Below are 21,655 nucleotides of genomic sequence, written 5' to 3'. Positions count from 1 at the left end.
TCTTTATTCGTGTCTTAGGGCTTCTACAGGACTTAACTTAGATGCTTGATTTGCTGGGTATATTCCGAAAAACAGACCTATTGCAGCAGAAACACCAAAAGATAAAAGTATAGATTTTATTGTAAAAACAGCCGATAAGCCAAAAGCTTTTCCAAAATATGCAATTAGGCTTGATAAAAATACACCAAGAATCATTCCTATTATACCAGCTATTACTGTTAAAATTATACTTTCTAATAAAAATTCTAGAAGGATTCTTTTTCTACTTGCGCCAATAGCCATTTTTATTCCTATTTCTCTAGTTCTTTCTTTAACTGTTACAAGCATAATGTTCATTATTCCTATTCCACCTACTACTAATGAAATAGATGCTATACCAACAAGAATTACATTAAAAATACCTGTAATTTGATTAACGGCATCCAAAATGGCTTCCTGACTTAATATAGTATATTTGTTTGTATCTTGGAATTTTCTGTACAGATAAAAATCTATACCCATTGTGGCAAGTTGCGCACTTTTTTCATCAACTGCAGATACCAATATTTGGTTAGTTCTACCCTTAGTGTGAAAAAGTCTATAATCTGCTATATTATATGGAAGAACGACCAAGTCATCTACATTAAATAATAATCTACTACCTGTTTTTTTAAGTACGCCAACAATCTCAAATGTAATTTTTCGGCTTCCTTTTGAGCCAGTTTGTATGATATTAAAGCGTTCTCCAACGACATCTTGTCTTCCAAAAAGTTTATCAGCGATGTTATAACCGATTACTGCTATGCTACTAAGCTCTTCCAAGTCATTATCGTTAATAGCTCTTCCATATGCTATATCTAAATTCATTATTTCAAAAAAATCAGGTAAAACACCAAAAACGCTTGCAGTAGTGTTTTCTCCCTTACTCTCAACTGTGAGACTAGAACTTAGCAATCCGGTAGCGCTTTTAGCTCCAGGAACCATGGCTGTAATATTTATAGCATCATCAAACTCTAGAGGTTGTGAAGCAAATCTCGAATAAACAGAGGAGGTAACCATTATGATGTTAGAACCTAAAGAAGAAACAGTTTTATTGATTTCTTCTCTTGCTCCATCGCCGATTGCAACGATTGCCATTACAGCTGCTACGCCGATAATTATTCCCAACATAGACAGGAAGGTTCTCAGCTTATTATCGAGTAAAGATCTAAATGTTTCTTTAAGTATTTCCAACGGCTTTCACCTCTATTTCTTCGATCTTTCCATCAAGTAGCTTGATAATCTTACTTCCTCTGTCTAACCATCTCATATCATGGGTAACAATAGCTAAAGTTACCCCTTTTTCATTTAATTCTTCGAATATTCTAAAGACTTCTTCTCCGCTTTTTGTATCTAGGTTACCGGTAGGTTCATCTGCCAAAATAATCGCAGGATCATTTGCTAGCGCTCTTGCTATAGCAACTCTTTGTTGCTGGCCACCAGATAATTGTGTAGGTTTATGATCCAGTCTATTGCCTAGTCCAACCATTTCAAGAAGTTCTTTAGCTCTTTCTCTTCTTTTTTTAGCAGGAACTCCCGCATAAAGCATAGGTAGCTCAACATTTTCTAAAGCTGTATACTTAGGTAAAAGGTTGAAACTTTGAAATATAAAACCTATTTTTTGATTTCTAATTTTTGCAAGTTGTGAACCTTTCATTCTTGAAACTTCAATTCCTTCAATAATAACCTTTCCCTTTGTAGGTAGATCTAAACAACCCAAAATTTGAAGTAAAGTAGATTTACCACTTCCTGAAGGTCCGATTATTATAGTATATTCTCCTTCTTCAAGATTGAAAGAAATACCTTTAAGGGCTTCAACTTTCACTTCCCCCATCTCATAGACTTTCCAAACATCTCTCAATTCTAAAACAGTTCCCGGCATTAAAATCCACCTCTTCCTCCACCTGTGGGTGGAACTCTGCTGGGTGTTGTTGGGGTTATTGAAGGAATACTAATAGTTAATCCGTATTGTTGCATCAATCTATCAGCCTCTTGAGAGGATGGAATTATTAAAACTACATCTTCTTTGCTTAAACCTGAGGTTATTTCAACCATTTTATCTGTTTCTCTACCAGTTTGAACCTGGACTGGTTCCATTCCGCCTTCCTGAGTCATTTTATAAACCATTTTTGAACCATCAGGCCCTATTTGAATTGCATCTTTAGGTACAGCCACTGTGTCTTCTAATTTAAGTGTGACTATTTCTACATCTGCAGTCATTCCTGAAATGATAGGATATTGATTAACATCTTCTTCTTCGAATTCTATTTCTATTGGGATAACCACAATACCCATATCAGTTGTTGCAGTTGGGCTAATCCAACTTATTCTTCCGGGTAAATTTAAGTTTAACGAGTCAAAAACTATTGTTGCCTCCATTCCCTCTTTTATCAAAGGTATATCAATTTCATCTATAGCAACTTTTACCTTAAGATTGTTATCTTCAACTATTGTAAAAGCTGCTGCAGTTGTGCCTATAACATCCTTTTCTGTAACATTTACCTCGCTAATTACGCCTGATACCGGAGCTGTAATATTCGTGTATCCTAAATTTTTTTCAGCTAAATCTAACTGAAGCTTTTTCACTTGTTTCATTCTTTCGCCTAAATTGGATGAAGACTCATAATCATTCAAAGCGTTTAAGTATTGAACTTGATACTGTAGATCATCTATTTTAGCAAGCAATTGACCAGCTTCAACATGGTCTCCCTTCTCAACATAAATTTCTTTGATTTCTCCAGAAACCTTAGGCATTACAGATTTTGTTGACGCTTGAACGGTTCCTACTACTTCAATTGAATCTCCTATATCAGTTTTTACCTGGTATTTTAGGTATATTGAAGATGATAGACCTGTGTCTGAACTTATTTTAGATTTGTTCCTAGATAAAAGTATAAAAGAACCAATAATTACAATAGCAATTATTACAATTGTCCAAATAGTTATTTTAGTTCTCTTTTTCAATTATTATCACCCCATAGATTTACATAATACTGTTGCATTAATCTAAGTTCATTTATTCTTATGCTATTTTCAGTATTTTCTAAATTTAATTTATTCATTTGTAGAGCTATCTCAGATAAACTTAAGTCATCTTGTGTTATGAATCCCTTTTTATAAAGATCTATGTTTTTTTCATAATCTTCTTGTGCGTTTTTTAAATCAATATAGGCTATATTAATGTCGTAACTCAAAGTTTTTCTTTTTGTTTCAAGACCTCTAATTGTTTCTTCTATTTTTTTGACACTTTCTTCATAGGTTAGATTGGCTAAGTTTGATTTCATATTGTCAGATGCGAGCTTTCTCTCGCCTTTATCAAAAATTGTCAGCTGAAAATCCAAACCTATACTCCACGTTGGTTTCCATTTATCCTCTTCATCAATGGTAAAAGGTTGCACACTAAGTGTTAATTTTGAAAAAGGTAGATATGGTAAAAACCAAAACTTTTTTTGGATGTTGGATGCTTCTTCATTTAGGATTAAAGCTTTTAAATCTAGTCTTTCAGTTATATCTTTTGATACATATGTGTTTTGAGAAATTATATTATCTATTATATTTTTGGTTTCATTATATAGATTTTCTGAAAAATCAAAATATTCCAATGAAACATTGTTTGCCTTTAAGCTTTCAAGGCTTTTTTGTGCTGTTAATATTTGTTTTTCAATTTCTTCCTTTGCCTTCTCTTCTGTAGCAGTGTTATATTGATTTTGCAAAATGTTTATTTGTTTTTGAGAAAGTTCTATAACCTTTTCATTGTAGTACCTATTAAATATGTCTTCGACTGTATTTATAAATTCGTTGGTTTGTGCTAGATAATAACTTGATAAAGCAGAATAATATTTTGATTCAGTACTTAATCTCTCAGCCTTATCTACTTTTTTTAAATCACGAGAAGCAACAATTGCGATTTGTTCATAAAGCTTTTCTTCCACTGTGCTCCAAGGACCGTAAAACCCACTTTTATCATCATCAAAATATATTTTAAAGGGAAATGAAAGTCCTATACTTGTTCCAAAAACTTCTGCAAAATTCGTATTTAGTGAGAAACTATAACCTATCATATTTCCACTTGAGTTAAATATAAAACCTCCTACTTCAGTTTCACTTTCGGGAGTCGTAATTTCTGCTTTGAGTATAGTATTCAAAGAAATTTGTAGATAAGGTACAAAGAATTGATCTATTTGTTTCATCTCTAATTCCGCGTTTTTTAAGTTCATTTCAGCCTGAACATAAGTAGAACTTTTGTTCAAGTTTTGTCTGTACAATTCTTCAAAACTTATTCCAAATATACTCAAAACCGTTAAAAGCAAGCCAAGAATGAGTATTAGTTTTTTTTTCACAATCCTACCTCCTTGAGGCTCCTTCCTGTATCAACAACATAGTTTATATATGTCTCTAAGTAATTCTTTAAACTATCATAATAATTTTTTTGTGCGTTTAAATACTCTATATTTGAAGAAATAAGTTCTAGTTCAGATACGAGTCCTTTATCAAATCTGTTTTTCGTATCATTGAAAGTGTTTTGAGATAGATCAACTCTTTCTTTTAAGTTTTGAAGAGTTCTGTAAAGAATTTCAAGAGAATTTTTTGTTAATTTATGAGCGTCAACTAGTTTTTCACGAGTATCTTCAAGAGTTAAAAGATTTTTTTGATGAGTTGCTTCTGTAATTTTTTTGTTGTAACTTGAAGCATTAGAAGGCAGATTGTTCAAATCGTATTCTGAGAGTTCAACGTTTAATTTGGATAATTTTAATGCATAGCTATTGTTTAGATATTCATCATCAGAGACGAAAAATCCTTCTAAAGCAGGTATATTTATAGTGATTTCTTTTATATTTCCTTCATATATCTTACTTAAGTTATCTTGTGCTGTTTCTAAATTAATATTTGCGTTTTTGAGATTATTTTCCGCATCTTTGACTGTGAGCTCAGAACTTTTTAAGTCGTCTGAGGATATTAATCCTCTATTAAACAATTCTGAGTTGTTATCATAAGTTATTTGAGCACTTTTTAACTGTAAGTTTGCAACATTTACATTAATTTCTTGAAGATAAAGATTAAAAATTCTGTCCAATATGTCCGAATAGTATTCTTTTATTGAACTGTTATAATTCATTAACCCTTGTTGATATGCAAGTTCTCCAGCTAATTCTGCTTTCTTATTTATTGCTTCAATCATTGCTTTATCATAATCAAGTAAAGTTTTTTCTAAATCTATTTGTGCCATTTTGTAGATGTTACTTTTTTCTTTTGAGGTTTCAAACACATCTACCAAACCAATTGAGAAAGAAGCCACCACCATTAATATAGATAAGACTAATAATACACTTTTTTTCATTTTATTTCCTCCCTCTATTTTAAATTTTACTGTCTTCAGAAATTCTAAAACTCAAATATTAATTTTAGTGTTTAAATATGAACTAATCAAGAAGATCTCAATACTATAATTCCGAATTATTGATGTATCTTTTAACATATGAACATGAAATAATCTCTTAGGGCGAGGCTTTTCACTAGAACTAATAAAACTTCTTATAATCATCAATATTCAAAGTAACTAAGTATATTTATATCGTTATTTTCTTAAACAAATCTTAAAAACTATTCTTATTTATAAAAAATATTAAATTTATTCAATAAATTAACTATAAAACCTTCTTGGAATTGAAATGCATCTATTAATAAATAGGTTATTTTATAATATTTTTAATTATATCAAAAGATATAAATCACAAAGTGTGGCGTAAAAACATTTTCTTGAGAAATTTAATTGCTATTAAGAAGAAGAAAGAAAATTAATTCTAACATCCCAATTCTAGTTAAAATTTATTAAATTTTTATTAAGTCAATTATAAGTTACATCAATTTTTTATACATACTGTTAAATTCACAATTATGAAAAAATAAGCAATTTACAATTCATTGATTTTTGTGATATAATAATTTGTAAAGAGTTAGGTGAAATGTCTTTAGATCTAAGCTTAAAGATGAAACTGTTTTTTATCTTAACGAAAGAAAAAGAGGAGGTTTTCATGGCTAATAATAATCAAAGAACTGGTTCTTTTTTAGGACCTTTATTGATATATCTTTTTTTAGGAATCTTAATCTTTGTCAGTATTTCGCAATTAAATCGTACAAATATTATTGAAATTAATTACACAGATCTTGTAAACTTAATAAATAATGATTTAATAATAAGCATCCAGATTGATATTAGTGGGTTAGTGCAAGTAAAAGCAAAGAACGGACAATTATTTCAATGTTATGCTCCTACCTTAGTGTTTGACCAGACCTTTGTAAGAGCTTTAGCAAATGATGGCATTAAGATAGAATACACCAAAAGTGGAGCAGGTAGTTGGTGGCTTACAATTCTTGTGTACGCTTTGCCGACTATAATATTAATGTTTTTTTGGTTTTCTATGCTTAAAAAAACTACAGGAGGAGAAGGTGGAATCCCTGGAGGTAATTATCGAAAAAGTCCTGCAAGAAAATACGATGCTAAGAAAGCCAAGATAACCTTCAAAGATGTTGCAGGGATTGATGAAATAAAGGATGAACTTATGGATATTGTTAATTTTTTGAAAGATCCAAAAGGTTTTAGTTCATTAGGAGCAAGAATTCCAAAGGGTATTTTACTTGCTGGACCTCCTGGTACAGGTAAGACCTTAGTTGCAAGGGCAGTTGCCGGGGAAGCCAATGTTCCTTTTTATTTTATGTCTGGATCCGACTTTGTGGAATTATTTGTTGGAGTTGGAGCTGCGCGAGTTAGAGATTTATTTAGAGAGGCTAGAGCTAATAGCCCCGCTATTGTTTTTATAGATGAATTAGATGCAGTTGGTAGGCAAAGAGGTGCAGGTCTTGGTGGCGGTCATGATGAAAGAGAACAAACGTTAAATGCCCTTCTTGTTGAGATGGATGGATTTGATCCTAGAGAGGGCATAGTGGTTATGGCTGCAACAAATAGGCCAGATGTTCTTGATAAGGCTTTACTGAGACCTGGACGATTTGATAAGAAAATATATCTAGATGTTCCAGATTTGAAGGCTAGAGAGGAAATTATTAAAGTTCACCTTAGAGGTAAAAGAATAGCGCCAGATATTGATGTTAAAAGTTTAGCTAGAAGTACCCCTGGATTTGTTGGTGCTGATATAGAGAATATGGTAAATGAAGCCGCTTTACTTGCTGCAAGGGAAAATAGAGATTATATAACTAACGAGGATTTTCAAGAGGCTGTTGAAAGGATTATCGTTGGACCAGCTAGGAAATCACGAAGAATTAGTGAGAAAGAAAGAAAGGTAGTAACTTATCATGAATTAGGTCACGCTATTTTAGGTTACCTTTTACCTTACTCTTATCCGGTTCATAAAATTACTATTGTTCCGCGAGGACAGGCAGCTTTAGGTTACACTATGCAATTACCTACAGAAGATCGTTTTCTTGTTACCGAACCAGAGTTAAGAGACAAGGTTGTTAGCTTATTAGGAGGAAGAGCCGCGGAGGAAATTGTATTTAACGAAATTACTACTGGTGCATCTAATGATTTGAAACGAGCTACTGAACTTGTTCGAGAAATGGTTACTCAGCTTGGTATGAGTGAAAAGATAGGACCTATAGCCTGGGGTGAAGAGGTTGGAGAAATATTTTTAGGAAGAGAATTGACTAGGATGAAGAATTTTTCACAAAAAACGGCTCAAGAAATCGATTCGGAGATTAAAACCTATGTTCTTAGTAGTTATGAAAAAGCAAAGAAAATATTGACAGATAATAGAGAACGAATGGATCTTCTTGCAATATATTTATATAATAAAGAAGAGATTTCAGGAAAAGAATTTAGTAAGATGATGAAAATGAGTTTAGAAGATTTGAAAGATTTTGTTATGAGTGATGAAGAGGTAGAGGTTAAGAATCTAACAATTTCATATGCTTAAAGCACCTTTGCAGAGTATTAATTTAGGAGAGTAAAGATGAGCGTTAAGGAACCCAAAACAGATATAATAAACCGTTTAAAAAGAATTGAAGGACAAATAAGAGGTCTTCAAAATATGATAGTTAGTGAAAGAGGATGTAGTGAGATTCTAACTCAATTATCCGCTGTTAAAGGCGCTATAAACAAAGTCTCTGAAGAAATAATGAAAGAATACACAAAATCTTGTCTAATTGAATATGAGCAAACGAAAGATGAAAAAATTTTGGATGATTTAATAGAAACGATCTCTAAGTTTCGAGAGATCTGATAGGAGAGATTTTAGTGAGCAAAAAAAAGAAAATATTTTTATCTTCTTTAATTGTCTTAATTGTTTTTGTTACTTCTTGGGTTTTTCCAAACGAGGTTTATAGTAGCTTTGAGAACAAAGCAGTTGAGGATATTTTTATTGATGAATTTCAAAACCCACTTTTCTGGAGTTTGTATTTTATTGGTAATTTTTATTATGGCAAAGATAATATTGATTATGATAAAATACTTGAGTCTACCATTGAAGGTATGGTTAGTGGGTTAGATGATCCTTTTGCTTGGTATTTGGATGCAAGTGAAGTTGAAGAAAGTAAGATAGAGACCGAGGCAAAGTACGGTGGCTTAGGATTGACTATAAGATACGATTCAGAAAAAAAAGTTGTAGTTGTTGTTTCGCCTATGAATGGGACCCCGGCACACAGAGCAGGTTTTATGCCTAATGATTATATTCTTTCAATAAATGGGGTTTCAACATCTGAGCTTGGTTTACAAAAATCTGCTTCTTTAATGAGGGGAGAACCGGGAACAGAGGTAACTTTGGAGATATATAGAGAAGGTTGGATAGACTCAAAGACAGTAACTCTAGTTAGAGAGATAATTGAAACAAAAACAGTGAAATATGATGTTGTAGAATATCAAGATAGAATGATTGGATATATACTTCTTACAAATTTTGCAGAGACTAGTGCTCAAGAAATGAAAGAGGCATTGGAAAAGCTTTCTAAACAAACAATTGAAGGTGTTATTTTAGATGTCCGAAATAATCCAGGCGGGCTTTTAAATACTGCTATTGATATAAGTTCAATGTTTTTAAAAACTGGTAAAATAGTAAGTTTGAGATATTATGATGGAACTGAAGAGATTATACCTAGCAAGCCTGGTTACTACAATAATTTCTTAGAAAATATTCCACTTGTATTGTTAGTTAACACAGCATCTGCTTCTGCTTCTGAAATTTTAGCTGGGGCTCTTAAAGATAACGAAGCAGCAACATTAATTGGTGAAACAACGTATGGTAAAGCTGCAGTTCAACGACCATTTCAACTTTCTACCGGAGGGGAGATTTGGTTACCTATAGCGCGTTATTTCACTCCAAATGGTACAGACATAAATTTAAAAGGAATCACGCCTCATATTGAGGTTAAAAATCCTCCTAGAGAAGTTATTTCACTAACCTCTATAAGTGAAGAAGAAGCACAACAAGCGCTTTATACAACGACTGATAAACCTATCTTACATATTAAAGATGATATACAATTAAAGACTGCATTAGATTTCATTGTTAGTGGGGGTAAATAATTGTGAATTTCCATGGATGGACAGTGGTGGTTTTTCTGATTTTTTTTTCTTTGTCATTAGGCCTATATTTATTTTATGGTCGCTCGGAGATCAGTTATTATGCAATTAAAAAAGCCCCTGCTTTGAGGGTAGTTAATAACAAATATGATATTTCATACCTCAATAAACAGTTATATGATATAAAAAATGTATCGCTCATCTCAAAAAGTATGATAGAAAATACCCTTTTTGTGGGATCAATCGATTTAAATCTTAATGAAAATAAGATGATTGTAAAGCCTTTATCAAGGAGTTCTTATGAAGAATTAAGAAACATTATTATTTCTACAGAAACAAGGTATAAAGAAAGTAAACGTGAATACGAACTTTATGGATTAGAATTACCTTATTATCAGTTTTTAACTGATAATTTATATATCGAATTGACACCAAAGATTTTTGTGACTGATTTAAATTCTTTGACGGAAGATGTTTTGACTTATATTAGATCAAAATATTATGTATTTACCAAAGATATTTATAGAGCTTATTCGTTTAATCAAACTTTGCTCGATAGCTTGGATGGATATGGGGGTATTATTTTAGATGCAGAGATTTTAAAAAACGCTGCGGTTCAACCTATTATAGACATTTTGAACAAAGAAGGTATAGATGTGGTTAATGATTTATCTATATATGTTTTTTAAAGGTGAGATTTAATAAATGAATAATATGTTTTTAGATTTTTATAACGCTCTTTTTCATCCTAATAAAATATTAGAATCATCTAAAAATTCTTTTTTTATTCCAATATTGATAAGTATATTGTTTATCTTATCTCCAGTTTTTTTGTATAACCCTGTTTATCCATTGATAGAGCATTTTAATACGTTTAAGATCAGATTATTGTTTTTTATATTATTTTTTTCTTATCTTAGTGCAGGAATAAGACTTTTATTTTGTGGTAATGATAATAAGACATTTTATTATTCATATTTATCTTCAGTTTCTCCTCTAATATTTGGAATTTTAGGAAAAAGGTGTTTATATTTAGCTTTAATTTGGAGTTTAATTCTTAAAACTTTTGTTGATTTTAAGACAAAGAGTTATTTTTCTCTAATTGTCGGGTTGGTTTTTGATGTGTTTTTAATATATTGGTTATTCTGAAAAAAACTGGGGCTATAATACTCCCCAGTTTTTTTAGTTCTAAAATATTATATTGTCGAAGTTTATTTAAACATATCCGAGTCTACTCTTATAGGCAGATTTAACCAGTAAAATGCACTAATATCAAATTGAATGTATAATAAGTAACTAAATGCTTCTTCACCAAAATTATATTGGAAATCTGCACCTGCTACAATTCCATCAAATCTATATTTTCCATCTTCAAAAGGAATATAAGGTCTCCATAGAATTTTATCTATATTACTGCCTACATAGATATCATCTGTTTGATAGCCTACATATGGAGTTATCTTAGTGTTAAATACTACAAAGGGTTTATCAATCACTGCTATAAATCCAGTATCTGAATAATATGATAGATTTAATCCGAAGTCATAGACATTGTAGCTATTTATACTGTATGGTCCAACCAAAGAATAAGTTTTTACACCGTATGATGATATTGATGAGTTAGAAAGTTCCAAATTTGCCTCGACTAATGAATTAATATCCTTGTTTATGTGCCATAAATGAGTGTTTGCAATAGAAAAATAACTGGTAATATAGTCTTTTGCTAGACTTAGTACAACAGTATTTGTTGTGAAGTAATCAAACGTCAAACCAAGGTCTGCATAAAACTGGTTATTATCAGTATATACTTGGATCATTCCAGAATAATTTAGTGCATCACTTAAAAATATAGTACCAGCTCCATAATATATATTTTCTTCTATATCAACTGATAAGTAAGGATAAGGAAGAAAATAAAATTTTTCTGAGGTAAATTTTTTAAGATCTTTTTCAGATTGTGAAGCTATAACATTATTTTCAAATTCAATGAGATTTTTAGGAACGCTATTAATAACGATGGAGTTTAATTTTTCATCTTGTATATTATTTAAATCTAGATAAGTCAGATGGTATCCTTCATAATCATAAACTAAATGATAAAGTACATTGTTTAACACAATGGGATTAAAAGCACCTATAAGATAGTAAGTGAGTTGATTAACTTCCTGATTTTCGAGATTAAAGCAAAAAATATTGTATATTTCATCAACATAATTGGCAGAATAATAAAGGCAATTATCGAGAAAGTACAATTGCAATTCTTTTGCATTATCATTAGTTATTTGAGTTAAATTATTATTATTTAAATTGTACGCATATATGTCAGTTTGATTTTTGTAATTTGCAGAAAAATAAATAATTTGTTGACTTTTATCATATGTAATTGAATTAATTACATACTTCCCGTAATTAATAATTTTATCAGATTCGCCAGTTTTTATATTATACAAATACATAGCACATAAACCATTTTGTAATTTTGAATATGCTATTTGATCATTCCCTATGAAAGAAAAGGTACTAACCCTTTCATCAACAAGTTTTTTACAATTGCCAGAATTACATTCATAATACAATTTGTTGGTATAATAGCCGTAATTGTAAGTGGTAGTTAAGTATACTAAATCTCCTTTTCCATTAACATCAAATTCTCTTATACCTTTTTTTAGTAATTTATCGTTTTTGTAAATTCCATTGGGTTTATCGGGCATTTCTAAGTATCCGTAGATTGATTTGCCGTCGGTTCTTAAGTTACTAGTGTCTCGATATGTTTCATTAATTTTAAACCAAGAGATTCTATATCCCTTATCCGATAAAAGATCATATTGGACCAAGTACTCTTGTTTAATGTCATTCAAAAAAGAATCCCAATCGTCGTTAGTTACATAGTGAAAAGCTTCGCTGATATTACTAAGAATCTTTCTATCTAAAATATTGATAATCTCTCTTAAAGTAGTCTCTCCATAATTATCTGCTATTGCTCTTACTAAAATGGTTCCATACATGTAGTTAAAACCCGCTGGACTCCATTCCTCGACATTTGAGCCAGTTCCCAAATAGTACCTAGGGAATTCATTACTTAATATTTCTGCTTTAAGATACATATTAAAAAGATCATCCTCGAATCTTCCTCCAAACTGCTTACTTTCCATATATATAGACAATCCTTCCTGTAAGTAACTTGGTTGATGTATTATATTTAAAGTATTTTTGATTAATTGACTAGGAATCCAAGATATAAGTGGATCCCGGACATCGTTGCCGTAAAAAATATGAGTTAATTCATGAGAAAAAACAAATCTACTCCAATCTTCTACATTTCCACCCAGTGCTAAGAAATCTTTGGGTGGATTAACGTAAAGCCTGATGATATTAGTGGAAGGTAAAGCAAAAGAGTTTGTAAAATCGACGTCATCTAATATATATACCGTTATTTTACCAGGTTTCGTTCCAAAAAAAAATCTATATGAGGTATATAGTTGTTCGGCATAATCATTTATTTCTTCATAAAAATAATACAGATCTTTTTCGAAAACAAACTTGTAATGTGGACTCTCAATTTGATAGAGATCTTTTGGCGGTGTGTAGACTTGAGAAGAAAAGATAGCTATAGTAAAAAAAATAACTAACGTAGTGGTGAGACATAGTTTATCAAAAAATTTAGGTCTACTCATGTAATTTACTCTCCTTTATGATAATTATTAGTTCTTTTAATCCTAGTTAATTATACATGAAGTTGCTATAAAATTCAAAAAAAATCCTTGACAAAAAGCTCTTTTTATGATACACTTTATTACAGGATAACGCCGAGATGGCGGAACTGGTAGACGCTGTGGACTTAAAATCCACTGGGTGGAGACACCCGTGTCGGTTCGATTCCGACTCTCGGCACCACTTTAGTAATCTTTTTAAATGAATTAGTTTTTTACTCGGTGCGGGGTGGAGCAGTCTGGTAGCTCGTCGGGCTCATAACCCGAAGGTCGTAGGTTCAAATCCTACCCCCGCTACCATTTTATGTGGTAGCCGGTTTTTTTTGGCGGCGTAGCTCAGTTGGCTAGAGCATACGGTTCATACCCGTAGTGTCAAGAGTTCGAATCTCTTCGCCGCCACCACAGAATCCTTTCAAATAAAAAGATGGAGTTAAATCTTATAACTCCATCTTTTTATTTTATACACAAATTGCAATTAAAATTCTAAGGATAGACCTGCCCCTATTCGCAAACCAGATAAGTCTACTACAACTTTTTCTTCACCTTCGTATGCTTCGTAAGCTCCTTCAATATTTTTAACCTCTGTAAGGGGAAGCTTAGCAATTCTATAGGTTCCGTTAAAAGATAAATTTAGACTCCTTGTAATGTTAAGATTTAATCCACCACCTATTAAGTATCCAAGACCTTTAAATTTTAAACCAGATAAATCTGCGGTACCTGTTAGAGGTCCCCACGAAATTTCTCCTTTTGAGGTTGTTTCATTTGAATAATAAGCAACTGCAGCTTTTAAATCTAGACTAATGGGCTACAGTGGGGCATTTGCTTTAACTTTTAAAGCAGCGTAAGGTCCAAAAGTAGATTGTGCAACAGATATAACAGGTTGTTGATCAGCTGGACTTTCATATTTACTATTAAATAAGTCAGCACCAATTTCAATGCCGATATTTCCTCCTAGTCCAACACCGGCATATCCACCCCAACCGTTTTCCATACTTTTATTTATTTCTTCTGAAAAAAGACTTATTAATTCATCATTCGAAAAGAAGTCAAAATTATAGGTGTTGTAACTAATACCTCCTACCAAATCTAAAGCAAAACTCAAAGAAACTGACACCATAACAAAAATGAGCATAGAAAATCTTTTCATATATATCCACCTCCATTTATATATATAGATACTGTACTGTCTTTAGAAATTTCAAAATTCTTATTATAATTTTTTAGAATTGATTTTTTACAAAATACCTACTCAGTTCTAATCTTCACTAATCATGAATTTTCTTGACTTTTCGGTACTTGTACCAAGGAAGGGAGAGGGCTTCGCCCTGGACCCATTATAAATTCAAATGATTATTTTAGAAAATCTTCAGAGATTAAATATAAGTTTCCGCTTGTATTTTATATTACAAAAATTAAAAAGACATTAATCGATTTTTTTTACTTTTAAGATTCTACTGTAAAAGAGGGGAGATTTTCCATTATAAAAGAAATCTAGGTATGAATCCTCAATTATAAAGCCTCTTTCTTTAAATGCTTTGCCCGTTAATTGAATAATTTCTTTTTCCTCATCTTTTATTCCTTCATAAATACCATAGAGATAATTATCTTCTAATCCTTTAAGTTTTATATTTACTCTATCAAACAATCCAAACCTTCTTGGATTTCTTAGATAAATAATTACTCCCTCATTTTTATCTTTAGTAAGATATTGAACTGCAAAATATCTTTCCTTGTTGACTGAGGAAAGGCGGTATTGGAATCCTTCCTGAACTATATCTCGGATTTCCTTATATAGTTGAACTTGTTTTTTGGCGATAGCAAAATCGTCGGGCGTAAACTTCTTCAAATCTGCCCCAATTCCCAAAGATACCATCATAGCCGAGTGAAATATATATTCTAGTGGATATTTATCTTTTCCTCCCCAATCAGTAACCCACGCCATCATTATTTTTGGGGCATAAGCATAAGAAAATCCTTCTTGAATTTCTAGTCTATCAAAAGGATCTGTGTTGTCACTGGTCCATACTTGATCTGCATACCTTAAAATTCCTAAATCCACTCTACCGCCACCACTAGAACAACATTCAAAAGTTACATGCGGATGTTTTTTTCTTAAATAGTTCCAAATATCATATAGGTTCCATACATATCTTACCCAAATCTCCCTTTGCTTATTTGGTTCTACTTCTGGCCAACCCGATTCAAATATGTGTCTGTTCATATCCCATTTTATAAAATCTATATTATTTTCTGTCAATAGCTTATCCATAAATTCTTTAATGTATTCTTTAACATCTTCTCTAGCTAAATTCAAAATAAGTTGGTTTCTCTGTTCAGTCCTGGGTCTGTTTGGAAAATTTATTACCCAATCAGGATGATTTCTGTATAGATCGCTATCAGGATTCACCATTTCAGGTTCTACCCATATACCAAAATCCATTCCAAGTGATTTGACATAGTCGATTAAAGGTTTCAAACCTTTAGGAAACTTTTCAGGATTGACATACCAATCGCCTAGTCCAGCATTGTCACTGTTTCTTTTACCAAACCAACCATCGTCAACTACAAATAATTCTACACCTATTTGAGCAGCTTTTTGAGCTAATTGTTTTTGATTTTCTTCGTTAACATTAAAAGTGGTAGCCTCCCAGGAGTTGTATAATACTTTTCGTAATTTATGCGCCTTGTCTTGCGGTAGGATATAATCCAATTGATAATGATGTAAATTTTGACTAGCTTTTGAAAATCCTTCATTTGAAAAACCAATCATGAGTTTAGGCGTAATGAAACTTTGAGAAGGTTCTAGTAAGTATGTGAAATCCCAATCGTTAATACCAGCAACAATTGCTATTCGTTCATATATTCTTTTTTGGACAACTATTTTCCAGTTCCCGCTCCAACCAAGCAAACCAAAATATACTCTTCCTTTGTCTTCTTTTGCTTCATAATCTATTGAAAAATAAGGATTAAGATAAGGACCAGTGTTTCCTACTCTACTTTCTAAAACCTTTTTTCCTTCATTTATTTCTTCAGATCTTAGACAAAATTCATTAGCCCACATGCCACATAAATAATTTAATCTAGCGGTTTTTTCATTTTCAAGATATACTGATGCGGACTTTATGTCTTCAATTTTTATAGGTTTTAATGAAGAATTTTCAACTTCTATCCAGCGTTCAATAATATCGTATTCTTCAATTAATTGATAGAACAACCTTACTCGCAATCCATAATATGCATCAATAAGTGAGACAATTAATAAGTTATCTTCATTTATATAGTTTTCATAGTTTAAAATTACATCTCTAACTCCATCAAAGTATTCAACTTTCAGACAATGTTCAACATGGTTGTTTTCAGACCTTGTTGAAAATTCATGGTTCCAAGAGTATCTGTCAGTAACTATATAATCCTTATCAGTAGGATAATCTTCAAGCCTAGGAAGTTTAGGACCCCAATAATAATTTTTTAACTTTTCTAAATTGTCTAATCCAAAAACGTAGCCCATGTTCTGAGTTTCCAAATACCATATTTTTGATTTTTTGTTAAAAGTTATAGGCATAACATACCCCCTAAAATTAAGTTTTTAAATATGTACAAATTATAAAAAGAGCTTTTGAATATAAAATAAATACAAAGTCTGTAGTTCTTGACTGATTTTTCGGTATCCTTACCGAAAAAAATTAAAAAAATATAGTTATAAAATATATTTATATTCTATAACAATAATATTAATATAAGTTGTTTTTCATTTAAAGAAATCATAGACAAATAAAATAATTAAGACGCCCTTACAGGCGTCTTTTTAAATTATATTTAGTAAGTATACTTTGTTAGGTTTCTTGGTGTTGATATTCTTCTTTGATTTTTTCAGGCTTTTCAGTCTCTATCTCTTTTAAAGATTTTCTAAATTGAACAATGAACATAGATATTGTAACAATTACAGCGATAGTATCAGAAACTGGTTCTGCAAGATAGACAGCCATAACTTTGTTTTCAAAGAACATAGGTAAAATGAATATCAAAGGGATAAGTAAAATAACTTTTCTTAGCAAAGCTAAAAAAAGGGATGTTTTAGCATTACCAATTGCGATGAATGTTTGTTGACATGCAATTTGTGCTCCCATCAGTACAAGGGCTGCCATATATATACGCATTGCCCAAACAGTGAATTCTTTTAATGCCAAATCATTGGTAAAAATACCCGCAAAAAAATCCGGAAATGCCATGACAAGAGCCCAGAAAGTTACAGAGTATATTAAACATATAGATAATAACAAGTTAAATGCTTTTTTAACTCTTTCTGGTTTTTTTGCTCCAAAGTTATAGCTAATAATCGGTTGAGCTCCTTGAGTAAAGCCCATAAGCGGGAACATGGCAAACATCATTAATGTTGAGAGTATTGCCATTGAGCCGACAGCTACGTCTCCTCCGTATTTCAATAAAGAGAAATTGAAACTAAAAAATAATATACTCTCTGTGAATTGCATTATAAAAGGTGCCATTCCTAAAGAAAAAATAGGAAGAACAATTTCTTTTTCTAATTTGAAATGTTCTTTTTTAAGCTTTAAGGCACTTTTATCGCTTCTTAGAAAGGATATGACCCATATTGTCGAAACTGCTTGAGATATAACAGTAGCGATAGCAGCTCCTTGTACACCCCAACCGAAAGTGTATATAAACAGTGGGTCTAGAGCTATGTTTAGTCCTGCCCCAATTAAAATAGTGTACATACCAGTTTTTGCAAATCCTTGGGCAGTTATAAATGAATTCATACCAAGAGTTAACTGAACAAAAATAGTTCCAAGTAGATAGATTTGCATATAGTTATATGCGTATTCGATTGTATTTTCACTCGCACCAAATAGCATGAGAAGCTGCCTATCAAATATTAATCCTAAAACGGTTAATATAATTGAAATGATGACAAGAAGGATAAAACTGTTGCCCATTATTTTTTCTGCCCCTTCATAATCACCTTCACCCATTTTTATAGATGCCCGAGGAGTTCCACCCATAAAAATTAAAGCAGAAAATGCAGATATGGCAATAATAAGGGGATAAGTTACCCCCAATCCTGTCAAAGCGAGTGCTCCTACTTCTGGCATATGGCCTATATATATCCTATCAACAATGTTATATAACATGTTAATAATCTGTGCAGCTATAGCTGGAAGTGTCAGCTTGAACATTAATTTTCCAATGCTTTCGGTGCCTAAAAACTCATTTTTTGCTACCATTGATTATTTCCTCCTTTTTCGCAAATTTATACATATTTTTTGAAATTTCAAAATTCTTAATTGTAATCTTCACTAATTCTAATTTCTTTAAACTTTTAGGTAATTGTATCGAGAAAGGTGGGAGGCTCCGTCCGGACACATTATAAATTCAAATACTAATTTTATAATTCAATCATTATCAATATTATCTTGATATAATAAAAACAGTAATACAAACTAGTTAATTATTTGTGAAAAATTTTATCAGCGACCCTGCTCTAAAGGTATGATTTAGAAAATATTATAGGCTATTTATAGAATTTGTGAAGAAATTTTGTAACATAATTATGATAAAATATTATGTTACTAATCTATTATTTTTCTGGTTCTTTGTTTTGAAAGGAGATGAAAATATGATTAAAATATCTGTAGTTGGTGCTGGAAATGGAGGACAAGCTTTGGCAGGTTATTTAGCTATGAAGGGGTTTGATGTTAGTCTTTTTAATAGATCAAGAAGAAGAATATATCCTATAATTCAGACACGTTCAATAAAGATAGAAGGTTCAGTTGTTGAGGGAGAATATAAAATTTCTTTTGCAACCACGAAGATAGATGAAGCGATAAAAGGAAGAAAATTGATTTTAATAGTAGTTCCAGCTTTTGCTCATAAAGAATTAGCTGAAAAGATGGTACCTTTTCTTGAAGATGGACAAATAATTGTACTGAATCCTGGCAGAACAGGTGGTGCTCTAGAGTTTTATAATGTTTTGAAAAGTAAAGGACTAAAAAAAGATGTTATTATAGCCGAAGCCCAAACCTTTATTTTTGCTTCTCGAATGTCTAATCCAGGAGTTACAAGAATTTTTAGAATAAAAAATGCCGTGCCAGTTTCTGCCTTACCAGCATCTAGAAATCCTGAATTGGCGGAAATATTGTTACAGGTCATGCCCGAATTTGATATTGTTAAAAGTATCATATATACTAGTTTTAATAATATAGCAGTTGTTTTTCATCCTGCCACATTAATTTTAAATGCCGCTAGAGTTGAAACAACTGCGGGTAAATTTGAGTTCTATTTTGAGGGTATTTCTCCTTCTGTTGCAAAAGTTCTTGAAATAATTGATGAAGAAAGATGTAATGTGATGAAACTTTTTAATGCGGAACCTTTGACTGCTAAAGAATGGCTTAGTTATGCCTATGATGTTGAAGGGAATACTTTATATGAAGCGATACGTAATAACGAAGGCTATAGAGGAATTTACGCCCCAACTAGTTTAAATAATAGATATCTTTTAGAAGATGTACCGATGAGTTTGGTCCCAATATCATCATTTGGTAAGGAATTTGGTGTCGATACTCCAATAATTGATTCTATGATAAATATAGCAAACGTGATGTTAGACGGCAATTTTTGGAAGATTGGAAGAACTGTTGAAGATTTAGGTCTAAAAGGCAAAAGCATTGAAGACATAATAAAGTTTGTTGAGGAGGGTGAATGATGAAGAAAATATTAGCTGCTTCGATAGGCATAGATGTGCACATTGCTGGAATACTTAATTTTTTAGAATTGGCAAAAAGAGAAGGTTATGAAGTAGTTAATTTAGGCGCAGCTGTACCTATAAATAAGCTTATTGAAAGTATTGAAAATGAAAAACCTGACATAGTAGCTATTAGTTACAGGTTAGGAGCAGACGCATTAACTAAACTTTTGGACGAATTTTTTCGAAAAGTTAAAGAGCTAGATATATATAAAAAGATAGATTTTATTTTCGGTGGAACTCTTGAAACAGGAGAAGTAGCACGAAAGTATGGTATATTCAAAAAGATTTTTGATGGTTCTGAAGAGGAAGAAGATGTAGTGCTTTTTTTAAGAGGTCAAATGAAGTATGAAGAAAAGAAAAATTATCCTGATAATTTACCCGAAAGGATAGAATTTAAATCACCTTATCCTTTAATAAGGCATCATATAGGTCTTCAAACAATTGAGGAAACGATTGAAGAAATAAAAAAATTAGCGGATTCAGAACTTTTGGATATTATTTCACTTGCGCCTGATCAAAACTGTCAGCAATATTTTTTTGAACCAGATAAGATGGATCCTAATCAGGATGGAGCAGGTGGAGCACCTATAAGATCTAAAGAAGATTTTATAAATTTATATCAAGCAAGTCGAAGAGGAAATTATCCTCTAGTTAGGTGTTATTCTGGAACTACTCATATAGTGGATTTTTCAAAACTATTAAAACAAACTATAAATAATGCTTGGGCTGCCATTCCAATTTTTTGGTATTCTGAGCTCGATAAACGTTCTAAAAGAACGTTATTAGCAGCAATTACAGAAAATATGCAAGGAATAAAATGGAATGCAGAAAATGATGTACCAGTTGAGGTAAACGATTCTCATCAATGGGAGTTAAGATACGCACATGATAGTCTTGCAGTTGCAACAGCTTATTTATCAGCATATATAGCTAAAAAGTTAGGAGTAAGATGGTATGTTCAACAGTATATGATGAATACCCCACCGAACTTATCCCCAAAAATGGATATCGCAAAAGCTATTGCAAAACTAGAATTAGTTGAATCTTTACAAGACGAAAATTTTATTCCTTATAGAATGGTTAGAACTGGTCTTCTTTCATTTCCAGCAGATCCAAACAGTGCAATGGGACAACTTGTAGCTTCTATGTTTTATGCATCGTATTTGAATCCTCATATAATTCATGTTGTTTCTTATTGTGAAGCTATGAAACGAGCTACTTCTAAAGAGATTTTAGAAAGTGTGAAGATGGTTAGAAAGGCCAATTCTTTGGCTTCAAGAGGGTTGCCAGATTTTAAAAGCGATCCAGAAATTAAAAGTAGAATAGATCTATTAAAAAATGAGGCTATGGTTATAATTGAAAAGATAAAGGAATTTTCTATTGACAAAGAAGATCCATTGACCGACCCAGAAACGTTATATATGGCAGTAAAAACAGGAATATTAGACGCTGTGGGCTTACAAGGTAATAGTATAGCTCAAGGAAAAATTAAGGTTGCTGTCATAAATGGAGCATATGAGGCGGTTGATGATCAAGGTAATATTTTAAGAGAGAAAGAAAGACTCAGAAAGATAATATAAATTAGTTACATAATGTAGAAAAACATAGAGACGGCAAATACGTCTCTATGTTTTTTAG

17 protein-coding genes and 3 tRNA genes are annotated in these 21,655 nt (G+C 31.7%); 11 read left to right on the top strand and 9 right to left on the bottom strand.

What is annotated here, in order from left to right:
• Positions 1 to 3 precede the first annotated feature (3 nt).
• The 5 genes from DTL3_RS00670 to DTL3_RS00650 are packed head-to-tail and all read right to left on the bottom strand — an operon-like array spanning position 4 to position 5,356.
• Positions 4 to 1,212: an ABC transporter permease gene (locus DTL3_RS00670; protein ID WP_045087082.1), complete on the bottom strand. Its 1,209-nt coding sequence runs from the start codon at positions 1,210 to 1,212 to the stop codon at positions 4 to 6.
• Positions 1,199 to 1,900, bottom strand: a complete 702-nt coding sequence (locus tag DTL3_RS00665; RefSeq protein WP_045087081.1) for an ABC transporter ATP-binding protein — start codon at positions 1,898 to 1,900, stop codon at positions 1,199 to 1,201. Before DTL3_RS00665 ends, DTL3_RS00670 begins: the two co-directional genes overlap by 14 nt.
• Positions 1,900 to 2,982 (bottom strand): efflux RND transporter periplasmic adaptor subunit, encoded by a 1,083-nt coding sequence (locus DTL3_RS00660; RefSeq protein WP_045087080.1) that lies wholly within the window; start codon positions 2,980 to 2,982, stop codon positions 1,900 to 1,902. Before DTL3_RS00660 ends, DTL3_RS00665 begins: the two co-directional genes overlap by 1 nt.
• Positions 2,979 to 4,358: a TolC family protein gene (locus DTL3_RS00655; protein WP_045087079.1), complete on the bottom strand. Its 1,380-nt coding sequence runs from the start codon at positions 4,356 to 4,358 to the stop codon at positions 2,979 to 2,981. The genes DTL3_RS00660 and DTL3_RS00655 overlap by 4 nt, the downstream gene beginning before the upstream one ends.
• Entirely contained in the window at positions 4,355 to 5,356 is a 1,002-nt protein-coding gene (locus DTL3_RS00650; protein ID WP_045087078.1) for a TolC family protein, read from the bottom strand. Before DTL3_RS00650 ends, DTL3_RS00655 begins: the two co-directional genes overlap by 4 nt.
• Positions 5,357 to 6,050: 694 nt before the next feature.
• On the opposite strand from DTL3_RS00650, the gene ftsH reads away from it, so the two are divergent.
• The 5 genes from ftsH to DTL3_RS00625 are packed head-to-tail and all read left to right on the top strand — an operon-like array spanning position 6,051 to position 10,696.
• Complete coding sequence (gene ftsH, locus DTL3_RS00645) at positions 6,051 to 7,946, top strand: ATP-dependent zinc metalloprotease FtsH (protein WP_045087077.1); 1,896 nt, start codon at positions 6,051 to 6,053, stop codon at positions 7,944 to 7,946.
• A 36-nt stretch (positions 7,947 to 7,982) separates the two neighbouring features.
• Positions 7,983 to 8,252: a metal-sensitive transcriptional regulator gene (locus tag DTL3_RS00640; RefSeq protein ID WP_045087076.1), complete on the top strand. Its 270-nt coding sequence runs from the start codon at positions 7,983 to 7,985 to the stop codon at positions 8,250 to 8,252.
• 14 nt (positions 8,253 to 8,266) lie between these two features.
• Positions 8,267 to 9,550: a S41 family peptidase gene (locus DTL3_RS00635; protein WP_045087075.1), complete on the top strand. Its 1,284-nt coding sequence runs from the start codon at positions 8,267 to 8,269 to the stop codon at positions 9,548 to 9,550.
• A 2-nt stretch (positions 9,551 to 9,552) separates the two neighbouring features.
• A complete protein-coding gene (locus tag DTL3_RS00630) occupies positions 9,553 to 10,236 on the top strand; it encodes a hypothetical protein (RefSeq protein WP_045087074.1) in 684 nt (227 codons plus the stop codon).
• 16 nt (positions 10,237 to 10,252) lie between these two features.
• Complete coding sequence (locus DTL3_RS00625; RefSeq protein ID WP_045087073.1) at positions 10,253 to 10,696, top strand: hypothetical protein; 444 nt, start codon at positions 10,253 to 10,255, stop codon at positions 10,694 to 10,696.
• A 62-nt stretch (positions 10,697 to 10,758) separates the two neighbouring features.
• Here the strand turns inward: DTL3_RS00625 and DTL3_RS00620 are convergent, their stop codons facing one another.
• A complete protein-coding gene (locus tag DTL3_RS00620; RefSeq protein WP_045087072.1) occupies positions 10,759 to 13,221 on the bottom strand; it encodes a TolB-like translocation protein in 2,463 nt (820 codons plus the stop codon).
• Between the two features lie 131 nt (positions 13,222 to 13,352).
• On the opposite strand from DTL3_RS00620, the gene DTL3_RS00615 reads away from it, so the two are divergent.
• From DTL3_RS00615 to DTL3_RS09840, 4 genes are all read left to right on the top strand, one after another.
• Positions 13,353 to 13,441 (top strand) — tRNA-Leu (locus tag DTL3_RS00615).
• A gap of 39 nt (positions 13,442 to 13,480) precedes the next feature.
• Positions 13,481 to 13,557, top strand: a tRNA-Met gene (locus tag DTL3_RS00610).
• Positions 13,558 to 13,582: 25 nt separating this feature from the next.
• Positions 13,583 to 13,659 (top strand) — tRNA-Met (locus DTL3_RS00605).
• A gap of 242 nt (positions 13,660 to 13,901) precedes the next feature.
• A complete protein-coding gene (locus DTL3_RS09840; protein ID WP_269446381.1) occupies positions 13,902 to 14,027 on the top strand; it encodes a hypothetical protein in 126 nt (41 codons plus the stop codon).
• A 35-nt stretch (positions 14,028 to 14,062) separates the two neighbouring features.
• Here DTL3_RS09840 and DTL3_RS00600 read toward each other — a convergent pair whose 3' ends face one another.
• From DTL3_RS00600 to DTL3_RS00590, 3 genes are all read right to left on the bottom strand, one after another.
• The gene (locus DTL3_RS00600; protein WP_045087071.1) at positions 14,063 to 14,404 is read right to left on the bottom strand and encodes a hypothetical protein; all 342 of its coding nucleotides are present in this window, start codon (positions 14,402 to 14,404) and stop codon (positions 14,063 to 14,065) included.
• Positions 14,405 to 14,680: 276 nt separating this feature from the next.
• Positions 14,681 to 16,819, bottom strand: coding sequence for an alpha-galactosidase (locus DTL3_RS00595; RefSeq protein ID WP_052670193.1), 2,139 nt, complete (start codon positions 16,817 to 16,819; stop codon positions 14,681 to 14,683).
• A gap of 271 nt (positions 16,820 to 17,090) precedes the next feature.
• Positions 17,091 to 18,497, bottom strand: a complete 1,407-nt coding sequence (locus DTL3_RS00590) for an MATE family efflux transporter (protein ID WP_045087070.1) — start codon at positions 18,495 to 18,497, stop codon at positions 17,091 to 17,093.
• A gap of 395 nt (positions 18,498 to 18,892) precedes the next feature.
• Between DTL3_RS00590 and DTL3_RS00585 the strand changes: the two genes are divergently transcribed.
• Together DTL3_RS00585 and DTL3_RS00580 are read left to right on the top strand one after the other, a co-directional pair.
• Positions 18,893 to 19,975: an NAD/NADP-dependent octopine/nopaline dehydrogenase family protein gene (locus DTL3_RS00585; protein WP_045088504.1), complete on the top strand. Its 1,083-nt coding sequence runs from the start codon at positions 18,893 to 18,895 to the stop codon at positions 19,973 to 19,975.
• Entirely contained in the window at positions 19,975 to 21,597 is a 1,623-nt protein-coding gene (locus DTL3_RS00580) for a cobalamin B12-binding domain-containing protein (RefSeq protein ID WP_045087069.1), read from the top strand. The genes DTL3_RS00585 and DTL3_RS00580 overlap by 1 nt, the downstream gene beginning before the upstream one ends.
• Positions 21,598 to 21,655: the final 58 nt, after the last annotated feature.

This window comes from Defluviitoga tunisiensis (genome assembly GCF_000953715.1).
Classification (GTDB): domain Bacteria; phylum Thermotogota; class Thermotogae; order Petrotogales; family Petrotogaceae; genus Defluviitoga; species Defluviitoga tunisiensis.
The sequence above is the reverse complement of the archived record's forward strand: the minus strand, read 5'-3'. Positions and strand labels throughout refer to the sequence as shown.

Coding starts and splice junctions, on each gene's coding strand:
- DTL3_RS09840 (WP_269446381.1), top strand. CDS start 13,902: ATGTTAAGATTTAATCCACCACCTATTAAGTATCCAAGACCTTTAAAT.
- DTL3_RS00600 (WP_045087071.1), bottom strand. CDS start 14,404: ATGAAAAGATTTTCTATGCTCATTTTTGTTATGGTGTCAGTTTCTTTG.
- DTL3_RS00640 (WP_045087076.1), top strand. CDS start 7,983: ATGAGCGTTAAGGAACCCAAAACAGATATAATAAACCGTTTAAAAAGA.
- DTL3_RS00620 (WP_045087072.1), bottom strand. CDS start 13,221: ATGAGTAGACCTAAATTTTTTGATAAACTATGTCTCACCACTACGTTA.
- DTL3_RS00590 (WP_045087070.1), bottom strand. CDS start 18,497: ATGGTAGCAAAAAATGAGTTTTTAGGCACCGAAAGCATTGGAAAATTA.
- DTL3_RS00650 (WP_045087078.1), bottom strand. CDS start 5,356: ATGAAAAAAAGTGTATTATTAGTCTTATCTATATTAATGGTGGTGGCT.
- DTL3_RS00595 (WP_052670193.1), bottom strand. CDS start 16,819: ATGCCTATAACTTTTAACAAAAAATCAAAAATATGGTATTTGGAAACT.
- DTL3_RS00580 (WP_045087069.1), top strand. CDS start 19,975: ATGAAGAAAATATTAGCTGCTTCGATAGGCATAGATGTGCACATTGCT.
- DTL3_RS00665 (WP_045087081.1), bottom strand. CDS start 1,900: ATGCCGGGAACTGTTTTAGAATTGAGAGATGTTTGGAAAGTCTATGAG.
- DTL3_RS00625 (WP_045087073.1), top strand. CDS start 10,253: ATGAATAATATGTTTTTAGATTTTTATAACGCTCTTTTTCATCCTAAT.
- ftsH (WP_045087077.1), top strand. CDS start 6,051: ATGGCTAATAATAATCAAAGAACTGGTTCTTTTTTAGGACCTTTATTG.